Annotated in this window: 18 protein-coding genes; 9 read left to right on the top strand and 9 right to left on the bottom strand. The window is 43.0% G+C overall.

Annotated elements, in window-relative coordinates; all coding sequences use genetic code 11:
- Window positions 1–57: 57 nt before the first annotated feature.
- Genes TY87_RS16985 through TY87_RS16975 form a run of 3 tightly spaced genes read left to right on the top strand, consistent with a single transcriptional unit; the run spans window position 58 to window position 2111 of the window.
- Complete coding sequence (locus TY87_RS16985; protein WP_100187986.1) at window positions 58–513, top strand: carboxymuconolactone decarboxylase family protein; 456 nt, start codon at window positions 58–60, stop codon at window positions 511–513.
- A 39-nt stretch (window positions 514–552) separates the two neighbouring features.
- A complete protein-coding gene (locus TY87_RS16980) occupies window positions 553–1326 on the top strand; it encodes a helix-turn-helix domain-containing protein (RefSeq protein WP_100187985.1) in 774 nt (257 codons plus the stop codon).
- Between the two features lie 50 nt (window positions 1327–1376).
- Window positions 1377–2111, top strand: coding sequence for a hypothetical protein (locus tag TY87_RS16975; RefSeq protein ID WP_232617172.1), 735 nt, complete (start codon window positions 1377–1379; stop codon window positions 2109–2111).
- A gap of 80 nt (window positions 2112–2191) precedes the next feature.
- Here the strand turns inward: TY87_RS16975 and TY87_RS16970 are convergent, their stop codons facing one another.
- On the bottom strand, window positions 2192–2725 hold the full coding sequence (locus TY87_RS16970) for a glutathione peroxidase (protein WP_072839784.1): 534 nt from the start codon (window positions 2723–2725) through the stop codon (window positions 2192–2194).
- A 97-nt stretch (window positions 2726–2822) separates the two neighbouring features.
- Window positions 2823–4178, bottom strand: a complete 1356-nt coding sequence (locus TY87_RS16965; RefSeq protein ID WP_100187983.1) for an alpha/beta fold hydrolase — start codon at window positions 4176–4178, stop codon at window positions 2823–2825.
- Window positions 4179–4456: 278 nt separating this feature from the next.
- Here TY87_RS16965 and TY87_RS16960 point away from each other — a divergent pair, with 278 nt between their 5' ends.
- Complete coding sequence (locus TY87_RS16960; protein ID WP_072839786.1) at window positions 4457–5014, top strand: CBS domain-containing protein; 558 nt, start codon at window positions 4457–4459, stop codon at window positions 5012–5014.
- A 157-nt stretch (window positions 5015–5171) separates the two neighbouring features.
- Here the strand turns inward: TY87_RS16960 and TY87_RS16955 are convergent, their stop codons facing one another.
- The 6 genes from TY87_RS16955 to TY87_RS16930 all read right to left on the bottom strand — a co-directional run bounded on the left by TY87_RS16955 (window position 5172) and on the right by TY87_RS16930 (window position 12429).
- The gene (locus tag TY87_RS16955) at window positions 5172–5918 is read right to left on the bottom strand and encodes an AAA family ATPase (protein WP_232617171.1); all 747 of its coding nucleotides are present in this window, start codon (window positions 5916–5918) and stop codon (window positions 5172–5174) included.
- Between the two features lie 99 nt (window positions 5919–6017).
- Window positions 6018–7409: an NAD-dependent succinate-semialdehyde dehydrogenase gene (locus TY87_RS16950; RefSeq protein WP_100187981.1), complete on the bottom strand. Its 1392-nt coding sequence runs from the start codon at window positions 7407–7409 to the stop codon at window positions 6018–6020.
- A gap of 12 nt (window positions 7410–7421) precedes the next feature.
- Entirely contained in the window at window positions 7422–8723 is a 1302-nt protein-coding gene (doeA, locus tag TY87_RS16945) for an ectoine hydrolase (RefSeq protein WP_100187980.1), read from the bottom strand.
- Window positions 8720–9979: an aspartate aminotransferase family protein gene (locus tag TY87_RS16940; protein WP_100187979.1), complete on the bottom strand. Its 1260-nt coding sequence runs from the start codon at window positions 9977–9979 to the stop codon at window positions 8720–8722. The genes doeA and TY87_RS16940 overlap by 4 nt, the downstream gene beginning before the upstream one ends.
- Window positions 9980–10035: 56 nt before the next feature.
- Window positions 10036–11208 (bottom strand): N(2)-acetyl-L-2,4-diaminobutanoate deacetylase DoeB2, encoded by a 1173-nt coding sequence (gene doeB2, locus TY87_RS16935; RefSeq protein ID WP_100187978.1) that lies wholly within the window; start codon window positions 11206–11208, stop codon window positions 10036–10038.
- Between the two features lie 525 nt (window positions 11209–11733).
- Window positions 11734–12429 (bottom strand): DUF4336 domain-containing protein, encoded by a 696-nt coding sequence (locus tag TY87_RS16930; RefSeq protein ID WP_198432124.1) that lies wholly within the window; start codon window positions 12427–12429, stop codon window positions 11734–11736.
- A gap of 373 nt (window positions 12430–12802) precedes the next feature.
- Here TY87_RS16930 and TY87_RS16925 point away from each other — a divergent pair, with 373 nt between their 5' ends.
- The 5 genes from TY87_RS16925 to TY87_RS16905 all read left to right on the top strand — a co-directional run bounded on the left by TY87_RS16925 (window position 12803) and on the right by TY87_RS16905 (window position 17457).
- Window positions 12803–13717 (top strand): LysR substrate-binding domain-containing protein, encoded by a 915-nt coding sequence (locus tag TY87_RS16925; RefSeq protein WP_100187977.1) that lies wholly within the window; start codon window positions 12803–12805, stop codon window positions 13715–13717.
- 147 nt (window positions 13718–13864) lie between these two features.
- Window positions 13865–14899, top strand: a complete 1035-nt coding sequence (locus tag TY87_RS16920; protein ID WP_072839793.1) for a TRAP transporter substrate-binding protein — start codon at window positions 13865–13867, stop codon at window positions 14897–14899.
- 44 nt (window positions 14900–14943) lie between these two features.
- Window positions 14944–15429 carry a TRAP transporter small permease gene (locus TY87_RS16915; RefSeq protein WP_072839794.1) on the top strand — a complete coding sequence of 162 codons (486 nt, stop codon included), beginning with the start codon at window positions 14944–14946 and terminating at the stop codon, window positions 15427–15429.
- On the top strand, window positions 15423–16700 hold the full coding sequence (locus tag TY87_RS16910) for a TRAP transporter large permease (protein ID WP_100187976.1): 1278 nt from the start codon (window positions 15423–15425) through the stop codon (window positions 16698–16700). The genes TY87_RS16915 and TY87_RS16910 overlap by 7 nt, the downstream gene beginning before the upstream one ends.
- Window positions 16701–16806: 106 nt before the next feature.
- Window positions 16807–17457, top strand: coding sequence for a M15 family metallopeptidase (locus TY87_RS16905; protein ID WP_232617170.1), 651 nt, complete (start codon window positions 16807–16809; stop codon window positions 17455–17457).
- A 180-nt stretch (window positions 17458–17637) separates the two neighbouring features.
- Here the strand turns inward: TY87_RS16905 and TY87_RS16900 are convergent.
- Window positions 17638–17845, bottom strand: a 208-nt coding sequence (locus tag TY87_RS16900) for a hypothetical protein (protein ID WP_232617169.1), incomplete at its 5' end; no start/stop codon positions are given.

The raw sequence follows: 17845 nt of genomic DNA, 5'->3' as shown, positions 1-17845 counted from the left end.
ATACAGGCCTGCAGTCGTTAGGATTGAGCTTCAAATTTATTCTTTGGAGGTCTCATTATGTCAAAACGCATTAATTATTATGCTGTTGCACCACAAGCGTTTGAGCTTTTGCTTAAGCAAGAAGAAGTCTTAGGTCAGCAATTTGCACAGATACCAAGCCTAGGTAAGACTATCTTGGAGCTAGTGAAGCTTCGCGTATCACAGATTAACCAATGTGCCTTTTGTTTGGATATGCATAGCACGCAAGCATTAGAAATGGGCGAGACGTATGAACGAATGATTGCTTTGAGTGCATGGCAAGATTCTCCATTATTTTCAGATCAAGAACGTCAAGCCTTGGCTTGGGCGGAGCATCTTGTTGCAGGTCATTCAGTTGATGATGCTCATTACGAAGAAATGCTAGCCAATTTTGGGGAATCTGGATTAACCTATTTAACCATTGCTATAAATGCTATTTCTAGTTGGAATCGAATTGTAAAAGTCTTTAAACCTGAGGTTGGTAGTTTTCGCTAAATAAGCTGTTTCTGCTTACCAGTAAGTTAGAGGATTAACATGTCATCGCCCTTGTTGTTTGATATCCATTTTCCTCAAGGGCATCTTGCTTTGTGGTTGCAAGCTATCTGGTCGGCACAGGTTCCAATAAATCAGCAAGGTGTGACTCGCCGTTTGGTTGCGGATGCCGGTAGTGGCATCTTGTTTAATCTTGGAGTGCCAGTGCTGATCGATCAGCAAGAATTCCAAGATCAGGTGATGTTCCAAGCAACTAATCAACGTGCTCATCTCATTCATTTATCATCTGGAACAGATCTAATTGGGGTGCGTTTTCAGCCCGGAATGGGGCGCTTATTTCAGACAAAATTGGCAAAACAAGAAGACACGACTGGTCCACTGCAAACGTCTGAATTTATTCAATCTTTATTGGTGCAATTAAAAGACTGTTTGAATGCTCAAAAGCGTATAGATTTATTGGATAAGGCTTTTTACCAAAGGGTTTCTAGTATGATCGATATCCATGATCCTGTGCGGAAAGCCGTAGAGTTGTTACAACAATCTTCCCGAGTTGATTTGTTAGATGTGCTTCCACTTAGCCAGCGCCAAATGGAGCGCCAGTTTCAGCACCGCTTGAGTATGTCGCCAAAATACTTCCAACGATTGAGAAGAGTGCGGGCTGTTTTGCTGGCTTTAAAAGAAGGGAAAAATCACACCCGACTAGCGGAGCTTGCTATCGAATACGGTTTTTCTGATCAAGCTCATATGACGCGTGAATGCCAGTTAATCGCAGGGATTACGCCAAAGCGTTATATTAATCGTAAGCTATTACCGTAAGTAGTTTGTTTTTGATGGTGTCAGTCGTTAAGTTTATTTATCATTTGCAAATGATTTCAAAACTCCAATATAAATCCATCTATATCCCTGTGCTTTTGATGCTCTGGTTTGGTTTGTTCATTGACAGCCAGTCATTAGCTGAGCAGGTTCATTACAGTCAATGGATCACCAATGGTTTAGTACTGTTGTGCTTTGCTTGGGTGTATTTACGCGTGACCAGTAAAATCAAAAAGCTGATGTTATATGGTGTTGTCTTGGCCTTATTTGGTGAGGTAGTGTTTTCCCTTCTTTTGGGTATGTACGAATATCGTTTAGAAAACGTGCCGCTTTATGTACCTCTTGGTCACAGTCTTATTTATGCCGCCGTGTTTTATATTCAAAAAGAAAAAAGCATCCAACACAACAAAGCGCGGGTTGTTTCGATTTTGTATTGGGGAATGATCGTCTATTCAAGCCTTTGGTTGCTACTTGACCAAGATAGATTGGGCTTTCTTTGTATGCTTGGCGTTGTGCTGTTTTTGAAAAAAAAGCCGGGCAACGAGTTGTTCTTTCTCATCATGTTTTTCATGGTGGTGTATTTAGAATTGCTGGGAACCTATTATCAATGCTGGGCGTGGCCTGATACATGGTTTTCAACGGTTTCTTTCATCACCAGCAGTAATCCACCAAGTGGTATTAGTGTGTTTTATTTTGGGTTTGATATTGGTTGTTTGTGGATTTATAAAAAGCTGAATAGGCAAAAGTGGAGCCGGATGAAATCGCTTAGGCTGCTTAGAAACTCTTAGATAAAAGCTTATAAAAAACAAAACGAGCCACCATTTTCATAGTGGCTCGTTTTATTTATAGATCTGTTTAGTCTGAAAGCTTATAGATCAGCTTCAATGACAGCAACAAGCGCGTCATCTTTAGGCGTCACATCTGGCGAGAAACGAACCACTTTGCCATCTTTGGTGATAAGGAATTTTTCAAAGTTCCACACCACTTCTGGAGCTTTGGTCGCTTCGATTTTATGGCCGGCCAACATGGTAACCATGGCGTCACGATTCGGCGTAACCGGTGCTGCTTCAATCAGGCTTTTGTATAAAGGATGCTTGTCTTCACCAGTAACAACAATCTTGCTGAACATTGGGAAAGTCACATCGTAAGTTAGGCTGCAGAACTGTTGAATCTCTTCATCGCTACCAGGTTCTTGTCCCGCGAAATCGTTTGCAGGGAAACCAAGGATTTCTAAACCTTGCTCGTTGTATTTCTTGTACAAGGCTTCAAGGCCTTCGTACTGAGGCGTTAAACCACATTTAGACGCAACGTTAACAATCAAAACCGTTTTGCCTTGGTAAGTAGATAGGTCAACGCTTTCGCCTTGGATGTTTTTAACGCTGAGATTTAGTGGATGACTCATAAAAACTCCTTATCAATTTATATTCGATGCAAGGATCTTAGCGGTTTGTTGCTTAAACAATGCGGAAAGATTGCATAACCTTAGAGTAGATTTATTTTTAGCTTTTTAAGGGGCCGCCTTGATCTAACAGCAATTCGCGTAGTTTGCAGAACACCTCTGTAGATTGACGAACGCCGTCGTGTTCGTAGCTATTAGTCAGCCAAACTTGCGTGTTGGCAACTTGTTTCGCCGTTTTTAGTGACAGCTCACGAGGCACGTACATATCGTTGTGATACACCGCCGCGACCACAGGCACTTTGTTTTGTGCGAGCTTCTCCAGATCGTAAAGCAGCTTATAGTCTTGGTAATCCGCTAGGGAATTTGCAGCATCAGCAAAAGGACGTAACGAAGTAATTTGTTCAAACATCCATGGATAGATCATTTCGCCCGTTAACATCAAAGGCGAGTGTGACGCGTCAAATTCACTAAACTGATCTCGCAGCTGTTGTGCGGCCCAGCTAGTGCTTTCATTAGGTCGGCCATAAATGCTTTCATGGATGACGGCGAAAAGTGGCCCTTCATGGTAGCTGGTGTGGTTCATCACTTGTTCTAAAAATACATCACTGAGTTTGTTCTTGTCGCTGCCAGCAAAGGCTTCATCGACCAACCAATGCAGCTGATCAATCCCTGGTCCCATGCCCAGTAAAATACCGATGCTTTGGAATCGTTCTAAAGTAAGTTGGTCGCCATCAGGCAAAAGCACTTTCTCGTTTGTTAGGTATTGTGCGATCTTCGCCATGACCTTGGCGTCTTCTGGATAACAAGCATAATAGTCTTGGTTTTTTTCGATCACCCTCTGATAAGTTAGCTGGTAAACCTCTTGTGCCGATTCCTCTAAACCTGCCAATCCGCCCGTTATATAACACGCGGCTAGACCTTCAGGGGCTTGGGATAAATAAGTCAGAGTGATAAAGCCACCGTAGCTTTGTCCCAAAGTTTCAAATAAACGACCACCATAGACCGTTTTACGTAAGTGTTCGCAGTCGGCCACTATGCTGTCGGCACGGAATTTAAGTAGATAATCTCGGCCGTCCTCCGCAGACAATTTACTGATCAGGTTAGTATCAATTCGGCTGCTGCGACCAGTACCACGTTGATCGATTAAAATGACACGGTGCGTTTTTAAGGCTTCCGCCATCCATGACGGCGAACCTGGCATTGGGCGAGGGGATTTGCCGCCAGGACCACCCTGTAAAAAGAGTAACAAAGGCAGCTCATCTTCAGCGCGGTTTACGTCAACCACTTCACGAGCAAACAGCGTAATCATTGAACTGCTGTCAGGGTTTTCATTAAGACCCTTGTTAGAGCTCTTTTTAGGGCTCTTGTTAAAGGAACGCCAATCCAACGGAACCTCTAGTTCGTGATTGGTGATGAGCATTCCTTTCATTTTGTACTGTTGGCTGACTATGTTCATATTTCCCCGTTACCTTGGCATAGCGATTTAAATCATTTGCCACTTTAGCACTGTCAGACATTGTAGTTCGAATGCTTTTATCCATCAGGATTGATTATTAAGATGTTTTTGCGTCAGCTAAAAAATAACGCAGAACCTTTTACAGCATTGTTCCCCAGACTTGAAATTGTTATTTTTAGTAGCAATCTATTACTCTAAGCAAAATGATTAGATATGCTTATGGATAGACACGATCCATACTAGATTTACGATAAGATAGCGCTACGGAGTGCCTTTATATGAAAACACTAGATTTTTACTCAACAACAGAAATTGATGAATTGGCTTGGCCTGAAGAAAACTACGACTTAACAATTGATTCTTCGGCATTGCTATTTTTCACAGATTTTAAAAACAACAAACCTTTGGTCGTTGAATCCACAATACCTGTTCTCACTGCCAAAGAGTTGATGCAAAAAGAACACGTACGTTTGAAATTTGTTATCGATGAAAAGAAGCATTTTATTGGTGTGGTTAGCTCTGACGATATCATCGAGCGCAAAATAGTACAGAAAGTGTCTGAAGGCTTGGAGCGAGCTGAAATTGTTGTAGCTGATTTGATGACGGCTAAAAAGAACCTAAAAGCATTGGATTGGCAGGATATTTCTAAAGCCACCATTTCTGATGTAATTACCGCGCTTAAAAACAACGGTGAACGTCACTGTCTTGTTCTTGATCGTGAGAATCATGAGATTCGTGGTATTTTCTCTGCCAGTGATATTTCTCGTAGATTGCGCCTAAATATCGATATCCAAGAAAAAACCAGCTTCTCTAAAGTATTTACAGCCACACTTTAAAGTTCAAATAAGACTTTTTTGTCTGACACTTCCATAGCCCCTTATTGCTCGTTGTTCATAGGCAATAAGGGGCTATTTGGTTTAATGCAGTTCACTTAATCAACTTTTCGATAACATGGTCAAATACATTTACATGCAAAGCCATGCTGTCTCCTTCCTATGAAAACAGTTCTCTCAACATTGGCTCAGGGTTATTTAAGAAGGCTTTGGTAACTCCGTAATGTTCAGTGTCTTCGTATTTTACTGGGTAAATGCCTGTTTTATCGATTTGGTAAATTTTCGCTCCAGGATACGCCATAAGAATCGGTGAATGTGTTGCTATGATAAATTGAGACTGATTTTTTATCAGTTGATGCATTCGACTCAATACAGCGAGTTGTCTTGTTGGTGAAAGCGCGGCTTCCGGCTCGTCAAGGAGATAAAGCCCGTTTCCGCCAAAGCGTTTCAACATAAGTGCTAGAAAAGATTCGCCATGGGATTGCTGATGTAGTGACTTTCCGCCATAACTGTCTTTAATAAATGGCGCTGGTGCAGGGTCCTCATCTAATTCATCAATATTAGTGGCAACGTTATAGAAGCTTTCTGCTCTCAGAAAAAAGCCGTCCCGGTAGCGTTTAAAGGATTTCGAAAGGCGAAGGTAGCTATGTAGATCCGAATGAGTACTGCGTGTACCGAAGTTGAAGTTTTTTGTGCCGCCTTCTGCGTTGAATCCCAGACTGACCGCAATGGCTTCGAGTAAAGTGGATTTGCCGCTGCCATTTTCACCAACAAAGATAGTCACTGCTTTATCGAACTCAATAAAATCCAGTTCCTTTACCGCAGGGATAGAGAAAGGGTAAACGTCAAAAGAGTCGATTAAATCTCGTTTAAGTTCGATGGTTTTTAAATATGGCAGCGGTTCCATGCTCATTACTCTTGTTACTTTTTTTAAGGGTTGTTCACATACAAAAAGAGCCTCAAGGGAGGCTCTTTTGATGAGTTTTAACATAATAGCAATATAGCGCTAAGCAATCCAAATCTGTTGTACGTTGACAAATTCGCGTATGCCTTGTGGGCCAAGTTCACGACCATAGCCGGATTTGCCAATCCCGCCAGAGGGCAGTCTTGGGTCGCTTTTCACGATGCCGTTTACGGCAATTTGTCCTGATTCCAGTGTCTCAATAGCTCGATCTATGGCCACTTGGTTACTGGTCCAAATGCTGGCACCTAAGCCGTATTCGGTATCGTTCGCCAGCTCTAGCGCTTGATCAATCGTATCAATCGGCGTCACGCTGAGCACTGGGCCAAAGGTTTCTTCTTCAAACACTGTCATGCCGGGTTTTATGTCGACCAATAAAGTCGGCGGATAAAAGAAGCCCGAGCGAGATGGCAAATCGCCTCCCGTTAAACAGCGAGCACCGGCGTCGATGCTTTCTGATACTTGGCGATGCAGTTGATCTCGTAAGTCTTCTCTTGCTAATGGACCGAGATTATTGCTTTCGTCTCTTGGGTCGCCACACTTCAGTTTGCTAAAGCGTTCTCGCAGTGCTTCACAGACTTCGTTATAAATTGATTTCTCGACAAACAAACGCTTCACTGAGATGCATGATTGCCCCGCATTGACCATGCGCGACAGAGTAATTATATCGAGGGCTTTTTCCAAATCCGCATCGGCCATCAGAATACAAGGATCAGAACCACCAAGTTCTAATACGGCAGGTTTTAATCCTGCTGCGGCTTGCGAGGCAATGAATTGCCCCGCCTTACTTGAGCCAGTAAAAGACACGGCTTTGACTTTTGGGTGATCGATCATTTTACTCGCTACCGAGTTTGCTACGGCTAAGTTTGCAACCACGTTTTCTGGTACGCCAGCTTGATAAAAACATTCGACTAACTTGTTTGCCGTGGCAGGCACATTAGGATCAGCTTTTAGCACGCAAGTATTGCCCGCCATTAAGGCTGGCGCCAGAAAGCGCAATGCCAACCAAACAGGCGCGTTCCAAGGCAAGATACCCAGAACCGTTCCAAGAGGAGGGTATTGCACGTAGCTATGGCTCGCGTCTGATTCTAACGTTTCAGGTGTCAGGAATGCTTCGCCATTGTCAGCGTAATATTCTGCGCACCATGCGCTTTTCTCAACCTCGGCAACGCCTTCTTTAATTGGCTTGCCCATCTCCAGTGCCATCAAATCGGCCAGCTCGTGTTTGTTTTCTCGCATCGAAGCGGCAACGGCTTTTAATATAGCTGCACGTTTTGGGTAGCTTGTGGCTTTCCATCCAGCAAAGCCAGCTGCCACTTTATCGATGGCAGAACGTGCTTCGTCTAGCGTCAAGGCTTCACAAGAAGGTAAAGCTTGTCCCGTCGTCGGGTTAATGCTTTCAAGCGTTGCGGTTTCTAATTTCGCTGCTGTTAACATGGTCACCTCCTATTAGCTGGCCGCTTTTTCGGCTTGCTTGGTGTTCGATTTGGTTTTCTTGGCTTCCTCTTTAACTGGCATGGTGCTGGACTCTTTAACAGGTACGCTGCTGGGCAGCTCGATGGCTTTTTTTTCCTGAGGTACCGCTACACCGGATTTCACTGTGAAGTCACGATCCATGCTAAAGAAAGAGCGGCAACCGTCTTCGGTGATCTCGATGGTGTCTGAAATACCACAGGTTTTATCGCCTTCAATGCCCCACATCCATGGAATCATGTGAAAGGTCATGCCCGGTTTTAGTACCGCAGAATTACCTTGTTTCAAGCTGATTATATAGCCTTCATCCCAGCTTGGCGGGAAGGCGATACCGATAGAGTAGCCAGAGCGAGTAATCAAACTAGCACCCACTTGGTTGTCCATAATGATATTGCGCACCATGTTATCCACGTCCGACACTGTCATTCCAGGCTGTACCACTCGATGAATTTCATTGAGTGCGCGTTTCATGATTTCTTGGGATTGATACATGGCATCAGACAATTCGCCAAGAATCACAGTGCGCATCATGGCCGTATGATAACGACGATAACAACCACCCACTTCGAGAAAGACATGCTCGCCGGGTAGAACGGTACGACCTTCGAATGTTGCGTGACCAATCATGGTTCTTGGGCCAGAGGTGACGTAAGGCATCACGGCTGGCGTTTCACCACCAGCTCGGAACATAGCCGCAGCGATTTCCGCACCAATTTCATTTTCAGTAATACCGGGACGACAAATCTCGATGCCTGCTTTCATGCCTGCTTCTGTGGCGAGCGCCGCACGACGCATTACCATGATTTCTTCTTGAGACTTGCAGATCCGACCTTCTTCGACGATGCCGAAGCAATCCATCAATTTGGCATCTCGCAAGGTGGTGTGAATGCAATCCTGCTGATAAGCAGGGAAGAAGTAACTATTGCGTTCATAACCAATACGTTTGTTGCCTAAACCAAATTCACGCAACGCATCCACCAGCATCTGGATGGCATCGCCCGTATCAGGGTAAGGTCGTGTGACCTCTACCCAAGTACGCGCAATCACGTTGGATTCCTCCAACGCGCGGGTGATCATAAACGGCTCTTTTTCGAGCGGAATGACCAGCGCCTGAAAGAAGGAATAACCTGTCGTTTGGTAATCAGTTAAATAAGTAATGTTTTCTGGATCGGTGATCACAATCGCATCCAAGCGACGCTCGGCAATGCGAGCGCGCAATTCACCCAACCGACGCTGATACTCAGCGAAAGTAAATGTCATATCATCGCGTTCAATCATGCGGCTTCCTCCATTACAAAACGTACAGCGTCTTTCAAAATATCCAAGCCTTCTGCAAGATCTGCTTCTGGGATGGTCAATGGTGGAATAATCTTCAACACTCGACCGCCACTGCCGCAAGCGCCAAGCATCAAGCCGTTATGGAAACAACGTTGTACGACTTTCGCTGCCACTTCACCGCTACCCATGTCCAAACCTAGAATCAGACCTTTGCCGCGCAGTTCTTTTGCACTGTTTTCGCTAACCAGTGGCTCTAGTACATCGCGTACCGTTTTGACTTTTTCCATGACTTCGTTCATCAGCTTGTCATCGTCAAAGTAGCTCAAGGCGACTTCGCCCGCGACAAACGACAAGTTTTGTCCACGGAAGGTGCCAGTGTGTTCACCTGGTGACCAATGCTTATCCAAATCTGGATGTACCAGATTCATTGCCATTGGCGTACCCGCGCCACCAATGCCTTTGGCTAAGGTGACGATGTCTGGATTGATTCCCATGTTATCAAAACTGAAATAAGAACCTGTGCGGCCGCAGCCCACTTGAATGTCATCGACGATCAACACAGAGCCAAATTCTTTGGCGAGTTTTTCTAATTTCTGCATCCATTCTTTGCTGGCAACGTTAACGCCGCCTTCCGCTTGGATAGTTTCTACCATAAAAGCTGCTGGTGGCTTGATGCCGCTGGATGGATCACGATACTGACTCGCCAATGCATCTAATGCCGCAAGTGAAGCTTCTTGATCGTGTTCTTGATCGAACAACTCATGGCTGACATGCAATAAAGGCACGCCAGAAGCCTGACGAAAATATTCGTTTGCCGTTGCAGCCAATGCACCTAAAGTCATGCCGTGAAAGCCTTGGCTAAAGGCGACAATGTTGTGTCGTCCAGTAGCGTTACGCGCTAGCTTCATCGCTGCTTCTACCGCGTTGGTGCCAGTTGGCCCCATGAATTGCATGCGATGAGGCATGTTTCTAGGAACAAGAATGACATCGGTAAATTTCTGCATAAACTTGGCTTTGGCTTCAGTTTGCATATCCAAACTGTGAAGCACGCCATCTTTTTGCATGTAATCGATCATCGCTTCTTTCATGTGTGGGTTGTTATGACCAAAGTTAAGCACCCCAGCGCCAGCGAAGAAATCAATGTATTCCTTACCATTTTCATCAATCTGACGTGAGTTTTTTGCCGTAACAAAAACCGTTGGGTACGTGCGAGCGTAAGCTCGAATGTTGGATTCTCGTTGTTCGAAAATAGTCATGTCGTCTCCTTATGAAACTTCTGTTCACTTGCTGTTTTGTGGTTATGCTTTTGGTTTTATCGCTTTGGTAATGATTGATCGGTAAGGCCTGCGAGTTGGCAAAACCAACGGCAGACATCGGCAATCAATCGATCATTGAAATCATAATGTGGACTATGACAAGCCACGTTGTGACCTTCGCCATCGTCACTACCAATCAAGGCAAACGCACCGGGAATAGCTTGCAAATAGTAGCTAAAATCTTCCGACGCCATGATCGGCAAGGCTTGTCCATGATTAAGAGTTTGTTCGCCATAAAGCGATTGCCAAACCTCGCGTGCATGAGTGGCTTGGTTCTTATGATTGATGGTTGCTTGATAGCGCATGTCGTGTTGTACAACGCATGCCACGTCATAAGCTGCCGCAGTTTGCGTGGCGACATCGGTAATATGTTGGTTGATTAGCTGCCGAGTCGCTTCGTCAGGCACACGAATGCTGCCGCTTAGCGTCGCTGTTTCTGGAATCACCGTTGGCGCGGTTCCGCCATGTATTTGCGTGACGCTGATCACTGCTGTGGCTTGTGGTGCAATACGTCGACTGACGATTTGCTGTAACGCCACATTCACCGCGCTCGCGGCTAACAATGGATCGGCGCATAGTTCTGGTTGGCTGGCGTGACCGCCGCGACCTTTGAATGCCATGCTGAAGGTGCCATTGCCGCACATCACAATATCGTCTGGGCAAGCGATCGTGCCATATGGCAGAGCAGGCCAGTTGTGCCAACCGTAAATTGCGCCGACGTTTTCCAAAGCTCCGTCTTTGATCATTTCGCGGGCACCATGAAAGCCTTCTTCGGCAGGCTGGAAAATCAACACCACAGGCTGAGGAAGTTCTGCTTCAAACTGTTTCAACCATCGTGCTGTTGCCAACAAGGTGGCAGTGTGACCATCATGACCGCAAGCGTGCATACAGCCTTGGTTTAGTGATTGCCATGCTTTGCCTGTCTGCTCGTCAATCGGCAAGGCATCCATATCACCGCGCAAAGCAATCGCATTACCTTTGGCAGCTTTGTTCAGCCATGCGATGGTGCCAGTATCGGCACAGGTGCGCCATGGAATATCCATCGCATCAAGTTGGCTGCGAACCAATGCCGCTGTGTTTTTTTCTTGCCAACTAAGCTCGGGATGAGCATGCAATTGCTTACGTATGTTTTCCGCATAGATAATATTTTCTTGCCATAGATCCTGCATAATGACTCCCTGAACATTATCAAAATAAAGTCTGAATATTTTGGAGAACTTCATACAGTAGTAATTAATTAATAGCGGGGTTGCAAGTAGTCAAAATTAAAATAGCTGCGAGAATGAGCGTAAATAAATTAAATATGATCCAAAAGAACCAAAAAAAACGCTCAAAACAAATAGATAGGAAAATAGGAAAAAACTTCAAAAAAATATGAAAATTCACATTTCAAACAAGAAAATAAACGTTTTTAAGAGGCACCAAAAATGCACGTATTGCTCTTATTTTGGGCGTTTAGCGGTGTAAGTATATATAGCTTTAAGTTGTCACATCTAATGATTAGTTATATAAATTTTTTATTATTTAAATTTAGAGGTGTAATTATTTTTTAGTTATTTATTTGTTCTCAAAGTTTTTTATCGTTTAGGTTTTTTGATTTAAAAAATAGGTTAGATATTTTTATTGTTGGCTAAATGGACTGGCTGAAAATGTTCTGGCGCTATATAAAAACATAGCGCCAAAAATAATGAGGATTACTGTAACCAATGAAAGGATTTTTTTAAAAAACTGACGGCGTTTTTTTGAATCCATTCTCCATGGGCAAGAATTATTTTGTCTGGCTGCCAATTTATCATGGTTTGTAGGCAGTCTCTTGCTGCTTCTTTTCGTCCTATAAAAGTCATCCGCCAATCGATGGGCATTTTGCCATTTGGGCTTATGATGCCAGTCATTTGTGCTAGCAGCTTCTTAATGCCTTTGAAGTGATCAGGGTGAAAGTTTTCAATTAAATCTGTCACGATTAGGGTCTTCGATTCTCTGTGGAAAAAGATCACCTCTTCCATGACCTTACTGCCTTTGAAAATCAATTGCTCTATTTGTTCTTGCCACTCAGGTTCAGGTGCATCTTTCAGTGCACTATCAAAGTGTAAGTCTGGGCGCTTTTCTTCTAAACCTGGGGGAGCGTAGGACTTCGCTTCAGGGTATTGTTGCATCCACTCTTGCATGAACAAGTGATGAATTTTATTCGGTGAGACAAGATAAGATACCTTGCCCAGAGCGTTCACCTCGCTGATTAGCTCGTCACTGATTTTTGCTGGTGAATGAATCCATATCTCCCCAGAATTTAAGCGAATGACGGTCATTCTAGTGGTGTAGGGCATGGTGTACCAAGAAACAGTAGCACCATCATGGATCCAAATATTGTCTCCGATTTGTTGTAGCATTTTCATGATTATCCTTAGCAAAACAAGTAGTAGATGAGTAACTCATTGTTTCCAAGCAGGATAAAAATAACACATGAATATTGTGTTAAATAGATTAAGGTCTTAAAAATAGGTTGAACTTTGATCTGCCTCCAGAAAACGTACAGTTTTCGGATATAGATGAAAAGCTTGAAGTGATGAGCAGTGGCCATTGTTTAGGCTATTTTTTGCAGAAAGGTGAGGTTGCAAATAGGGCTTTTTTCATCTCGGCGTGGCTCAAAGAAAGGAAGATTTCAAAGGTTGCTTGAAAAATGGGCTTCTGAAGCTGCTATTTTTATCGCATATTTGTTGGAAGTTAGGCTAAGGTAGATTCGTCTTTTTATCTTTTCTCAGGTGACTTATGCATAAACTCCCGCCTCGTGCGTTGGAATACCTTAATGCTATTGCTCGGTATAAAACATTACGAAAGGCTGCCGCTAGGCTGAATGTTGATCCTTCTGCTGTAAGTCGTTTGTTGTCACAGTTAGAGGAAAGTTTGCTATTACCTATCTGGGACAGAACGAATAATCGTAACCCAATTACTCCAGCAGGAGAGGAACTACTTCAGTATTATCGAAAAATGTCTGCAAGCGAGCAGGCAACTTTATCGAGAATCGATGACTTACTGAACCTACGAACTGGCGAAGTCCGCATTGCGGTAGGTGAGGGGATTTTAGGTGATCTTATTTCATCTTCATTGCAGTCATTTTTGGAAAAGCATAAAGGGATTCAACTTTCGGTAGAAATGGCCGGAGCACAGGATGCGGTACAGTTACTGCAGGAGGAACATATTGATTTTGCGTTAACCTATGCGTCGGTGAATAACCCTAAACTATATTGTCATTTAGAAACCAGCCATCCTCTTGAATTAATAGTACCGCCGAGACATGCTCTAACCAAGCAAGAAAACCCTGTTACTTTCCATTCTGTTGCCGAGTATCCTTTTGCGTTGCTTGATAAATCTACTGGTATGGGGCGTTTGGTCACACTTGCAGAAGAACTAAATCATTTAAAATTAACACCGCGTTTGCGAACCAACTCAGTTGCGGCGTTGAAGAATTTTGTGATGTCGGGCCTTGGTATTACTTTTATGCCGTTGTTAACAGTACGTGAAGAAATTAAACAAGGAAAAATCGTCGTTATTCCTATGGAAAGTAATATTTTTTCCCAAGCAAAAGTTCAAGTTTTAAGCATAGAGAGTAGAGAGCTAACTTTGGCTGCTCAGGCTTTATTGAATCATCTTAGCGAAACAATGGAATTCTTAGCTCTTAAATAGTGCGATAGGTTTTGTTTTGCCTTACGTGTTGACTTAATTGCAACGCTTTGATGCTTGTGATGTCAACAGCTCAAGTTTAAGTTGGTTGTGTGGATAATAAAATGATAGAAAAATCACATGACTCTAAAATCATAAAGGAACTCAAAAATGACAGTTATCAATCAAGTATTAGGCAAAACTCGTTTGTTTAAAGCAATGGCATTGGGAGCGGCGATTTCATCCATGTCGTTTGCCATCCAAGCTCAAACAATCAACCTAAGTTATAACGGTGCGGCTGATGTAGATAAGAATGCCGTACATTTATTTGCGACGAATCTGCAAAAATTAGTCGATCAGAAAACCAATGGTGAGCTGACCTTAAAGCTTTATCCAAATAGCATGTTGGGTGAAGAGGAAGAGCGCATGGAGCAGGTATTAAATACGCCAAGTCTAAACGTTGCTTCTTTTGGTGGTGTTTCTCCTTTATTTCCTGAAATTTTTGTCAGTGCAATTCCTTTCCTATTCAGTGATTTTGATCAAGCCCGTCAGTTTTTTGATGAAGGTAGTTACTGGAAAGCAGTTCAGAGCGAGTTTTATAAGCGTACTGGTGGACACCTAATGGCCGTAGTTGAAGAGGGCGGTTTTCTTGCCTTTACCAATAACAAGCACCCAATTAAATCTCCGAAAGATTTTGAAGGTCTTCGTTATCGTGCCATGGATAAAAGTCAGGTTGCTCTTTACAACGCATTTGGTGCGTCTGGTACACCAATCCCTTGGACAGAAGTTTATCTTGCACTAAAAACAGGTGTTGCTGATGGTCAGATGAATCCGCCTATGTACATTATTTTAGGCAGTTTATTTGAGGTGCAAAAATACGCAACTTTGGCAAATATCCAATATTCAGACCAGTTTTTAGTAGGTAATGATGAATTGCTAAAAAGCTTATCAGCTAAAGACAAAGCGGCTTTGTTAGAGGCTGTGAAAGAGGCTAATGATATCAACAGAAAAGCGGTGCAAAGTCAGGTTGAGTCTCGTATTGCTTTCTTGGAAGAAAAGGGGATGGAAGTATATCGCCCTACGGCTGCAGAGTTAGAAGAGTTTCGTACAGTAGGTCAACCTTCTTACTTTAAGTGGTTAGAAGAGGAAGGTATTGATCAAAAATGGGTAGATTTAGCATTAAAAGATGTAGGTTTTAAAAAGTAAATCCCATTTAGTTCGGCGCCTTCGGGCGCCGTTACGAGGCAATTATGACTCTGAATTCTATACGTGCATCAGCGTATCGCTTGTTGTTGTTTATATCTGCATCCATTCTCGCTATGAATGTATTGCTTATTTTGTATAGCGTATTTACTCGCTATATTTTAAATCATTCGCCTATTTGGTCGGATGAACTTTCTCGGTATGGAATCATTGCCAGTGTCATGTTGGCGATGTCTTGCGCTTATGTAGACTCACGGCACATGAGAGTCTCTTTTGTCGAACAAAATGTCGGTCATACTGCTCGTCAGTTGATTCGTATGTATCAATGGTTGGCCGTGCTGTGCGTCTCGTTATTTTTTACTTACGTAAGTGCACGTTACTCAATATCCATGGGTAAGTTTGCCAGCATGAGTCTTGGCGTGAGTAAATCGATTCCTTTGTTATCTGTGCCTATTGGCTTTGGTGCATTATTTCTGATGGTATTTATACAAGGGCCATTCCCACAGAATCAAGAGAGGAATGAAGCATGTTGATTGCTATTGTTGTTACCTTTTTAGTGAACATATTATTAGGCGTGCCATTATTCATTTGTCTTTTATTGGCATCATTAATCGGCTTTTATTTTGTCGATTTTTCGTTAGCTTATCGCATGGTTCCACAACAGTTTTTTGGCGGTATTAATTCCTTTGCTTTAATGGCCATTCCGCTCTTTATCTTTGCCGGTAACTTGATGAATTCCTCAGGATTGACGTCACAATTGATTCGTTTAGCGAACTCATTGGTCGGACATCTACGTGGTGGCTTGGGTTACGTTAATGTGGTCTCTAGCGTGTTTTTTGCCGGTGTGAATGGTTCAGCCGTGGCAGATACCTCTGCTCTTGGGTCGCTGCTGGTTCCCGCGATGAAAAAAGAAGGCTATTCAACTAGCTATGCAGCAGGTTTAACCGCAGCCAGTTCTTTGATTGGACCTATTATTCCACCTAGTATTTTCATGATTCTTTATGCGTCTTTGACTAATACATCAGTGGGTGATTTGTTTCTTGCAGGCGTCATTCCTGGCCTACTGCTTGGCGGTGCATTTATCGTTATGAATTATCTGTATGCCAGAAAAGCTGGTTTACAAAGTCAAACAGAAAGGTCCAGCTTTAAAGGTATTTTGCAGGCTTTTTGGTATTCGGCTCCAGCCTTGATTGCGCCTTTTATCATTGTCTCTAGTATCGTTTTTGGTTTTGTTACGCCTACTGAATCGGGTGCTTTAATTGTAGCTTACGCTTTGTTGCTGGGTTTGTTGAATCGTAGCTTATCCTTTACCAAGCTTCGTGAAGCTCTGGTTGATACAGCTATTTTGACTGGCACCATCTTTGTCATTATTGCTGCGTCGTCTGTAGTTAGTTGGTTATTGGCTTATGCACAATTACCTTCTCAGCTCGCTGTATATCTGGAGCCTTTTAAAAATAATCCGACGGTTGTGCTTTTGATTCTTAGCCTGATTACTTTTTTTATCGGTATGTTGATGGAAGAAGTATCTGCGCTGATGTTACTTACGCCGGTATTTTTTCCAGTGGCGATTGCCTCAGGTGTTGATCCTGTGCATCTTGGTGTGGTTATCACCATAAATATCACTATTGCATTGATAACACCGCCAATGGGAGCATGTGTCTTTGTGGCTGCTGCGGTGAGTAAAATTGAGATTACTGAGATGTTTAAAAGTATTTGGCCGTTTGTGATGGTGGCCGTTTTTGCTCAGATCTTTGTTATTTGCTTTCCAAGCTTAACCTTACTACTACCGAGTATTTTTAATTGATATGAGCAGTTACAGACTACAAAATCAGATTCCTCCGTCAAATGATTTTTCTTGGGATAATTACAGGCAAATTTGCATTGAAGATAACGGGGAAGTATTGATACCGTTGAGTACATCGAACCGGTTAGTGACTTATCCTTTCTACGCAAAAATGGGTATTGCCAATGCTATTCCAGAGTGTTTTGTGCGGGAAAGTGTGTTTGATAAATTACACCAAGTAACCAAGCTTATGCCGTCTGGTGTAAGGCTAGTTGTGCTAGATGGTTGGCGTCCTTTTTCGGTACAACAATATTTGTTTGATACTTTAATTAACATCTTGAAAAAGTCGTTTCCGAATCATGCTGAAAGTTATTTGCATGAAAAGGCAAAAAGTCTGGTTTCACCACCAAGTACCGATGTTAAAGCCCCCAGTCCGCACCTTACTGGCGGATCGGTCGACGTGACCTTATGTGACGATATGGGGCGCTTTTTAGATATGGGTACTCACTTCGACGAAGCTAGTCAGTATTCATGGACTGATGCGCTTGAAACTCCCAGTTGGAACAATAAAGGGCCGCAGGATAATCGTCGGATTCTTTATAACGCAATGATCGAAGTAGGTTTTACTAACTTGCCTAGCGAGTGGTGGCACTACGACTTTGGAAATCAGCTGTGGGCGTATCGCTCTGGAAGTAAGAAGGCGATCTATGGTGTTACTCGACCAAGAGACATCCTTAAGCAATGGGAAAGTGAAATAATAGATAACGGTTTTATATAGTTTTCTGTTGGCTATTCGGGTACAGACTAAAAACTAAGTTGCCCTAGATAATATTTGTTATCTAGGGCAATCATTTCAAATAAACTGCTACAGTTTAGTTGTTCAAATACTTGTACATTAACATTGTCTTTTTTAATTAAACGAATGACTCTATTCATTTTTGTATTGCATCATTTGGGTTTATCGAACCGCTGATTCATTGATATACCAAGTGTCATTTTTTCGGTGGATACCAATGACGATCAGCGCTTCGCGTTTCTCGTAAATGCCTTTCCACACAAAACGAAAGCAACCGTCATGATCGTCATCCCGATAGCCTTGTAAAGCCCCAAAATACTCGTAACCCACGTTTCGACCATTTCTGGCTTGCATGTGTTTGATATCATGC

The organism is Marinomonas sp. BSi20584 (assembly GCF_002792415.1).
Taxonomy (GTDB): Bacteria; Pseudomonadota; Gammaproteobacteria; order Pseudomonadales; family Marinomonadaceae; genus Marinomonas; species Marinomonas polaris.
This window is presented reverse-complemented; position numbering and strand designations above follow the sequence as displayed.

What these genes read in the sequence shown, in the direction of transcription:
- TY87_RS16940 (WP_100187979.1), bottom strand. Translation starts at nt 9,979, where the DNA reads ATGACTATTTTCGAACAACGAGAATCCAACATTCGAGCTTACGCTCGC.
- TY87_RS16950 (WP_100187981.1), bottom strand. Translation starts at nt 7,409, where the DNA reads ATGTTAACAGCAGCGAAATTAGAAACCGCAACGCTTGAAAGCATTAAC.
- TY87_RS16975 (WP_232617172.1), top strand. Translation starts at nt 1,377, where the DNA reads ATGATTTCAAAACTCCAATATAAATCCATCTATATCCCTGTGCTTTTG.
- TY87_RS16925 (WP_100187977.1), top strand. Translation starts at nt 12,803, where the DNA reads ATGCATAAACTCCCGCCTCGTGCGTTGGAATACCTTAATGCTATTGCT.
- TY87_RS16965 (WP_100187983.1), bottom strand. Translation starts at nt 4,178, where the DNA reads ATGAACATAGTCAGCCAACAGTACAAAATGAAAGGAATGCTCATCACC.
- TY87_RS16910 (WP_100187976.1), top strand. Translation starts at nt 15,423, where the DNA reads ATGTTGATTGCTATTGTTGTTACCTTTTTAGTGAACATATTATTAGGC.
- TY87_RS16960 (WP_072839786.1), top strand. Translation starts at nt 4,457, where the DNA reads ATGAAAACACTAGATTTTTACTCAACAACAGAAATTGATGAATTGGCT.
- TY87_RS16915 (WP_072839794.1), top strand. Translation starts at nt 14,944, where the DNA reads ATGACTCTGAATTCTATACGTGCATCAGCGTATCGCTTGTTGTTGTTT.
- doeA (WP_100187980.1), bottom strand. Translation starts at nt 8,723, where the DNA reads ATGATTGAACGCGATGATATGACATTTACTTTCGCTGAGTATCAGCGT.
- TY87_RS16970 (WP_072839784.1), bottom strand. Translation starts at nt 2,725, where the DNA reads ATGAGTCATCCACTAAATCTCAGCGTTAAAAACATCCAAGGCGAAAGC.
- TY87_RS16930 (WP_198432124.1), bottom strand. Translation starts at nt 12,429, where the DNA reads ATGAAAATGCTACAACAAATCGGAGACAATATTTGGATCCATGATGGT.
- TY87_RS16920 (WP_072839793.1), top strand. Translation starts at nt 13,865, where the DNA reads ATGACAGTTATCAATCAAGTATTAGGCAAAACTCGTTTGTTTAAAGCA.
- TY87_RS16980 (WP_100187985.1), top strand. Translation starts at nt 553, where the DNA reads ATGTCATCGCCCTTGTTGTTTGATATCCATTTTCCTCAAGGGCATCTT.
- TY87_RS16955 (WP_232617171.1), bottom strand. Translation starts at nt 5,918, where the DNA reads ATGGAACCGCTGCCATATTTAAAAACCATCGAACTTAAACGAGATTTA.
- doeB2 (WP_100187978.1), bottom strand. Translation starts at nt 11,208, where the DNA reads ATGCAGGATCTATGGCAAGAAAATATTATCTATGCGGAAAACATACGT.
- TY87_RS16985 (WP_100187986.1), top strand. Translation starts at nt 58, where the DNA reads ATGTCAAAACGCATTAATTATTATGCTGTTGCACCACAAGCGTTTGAG.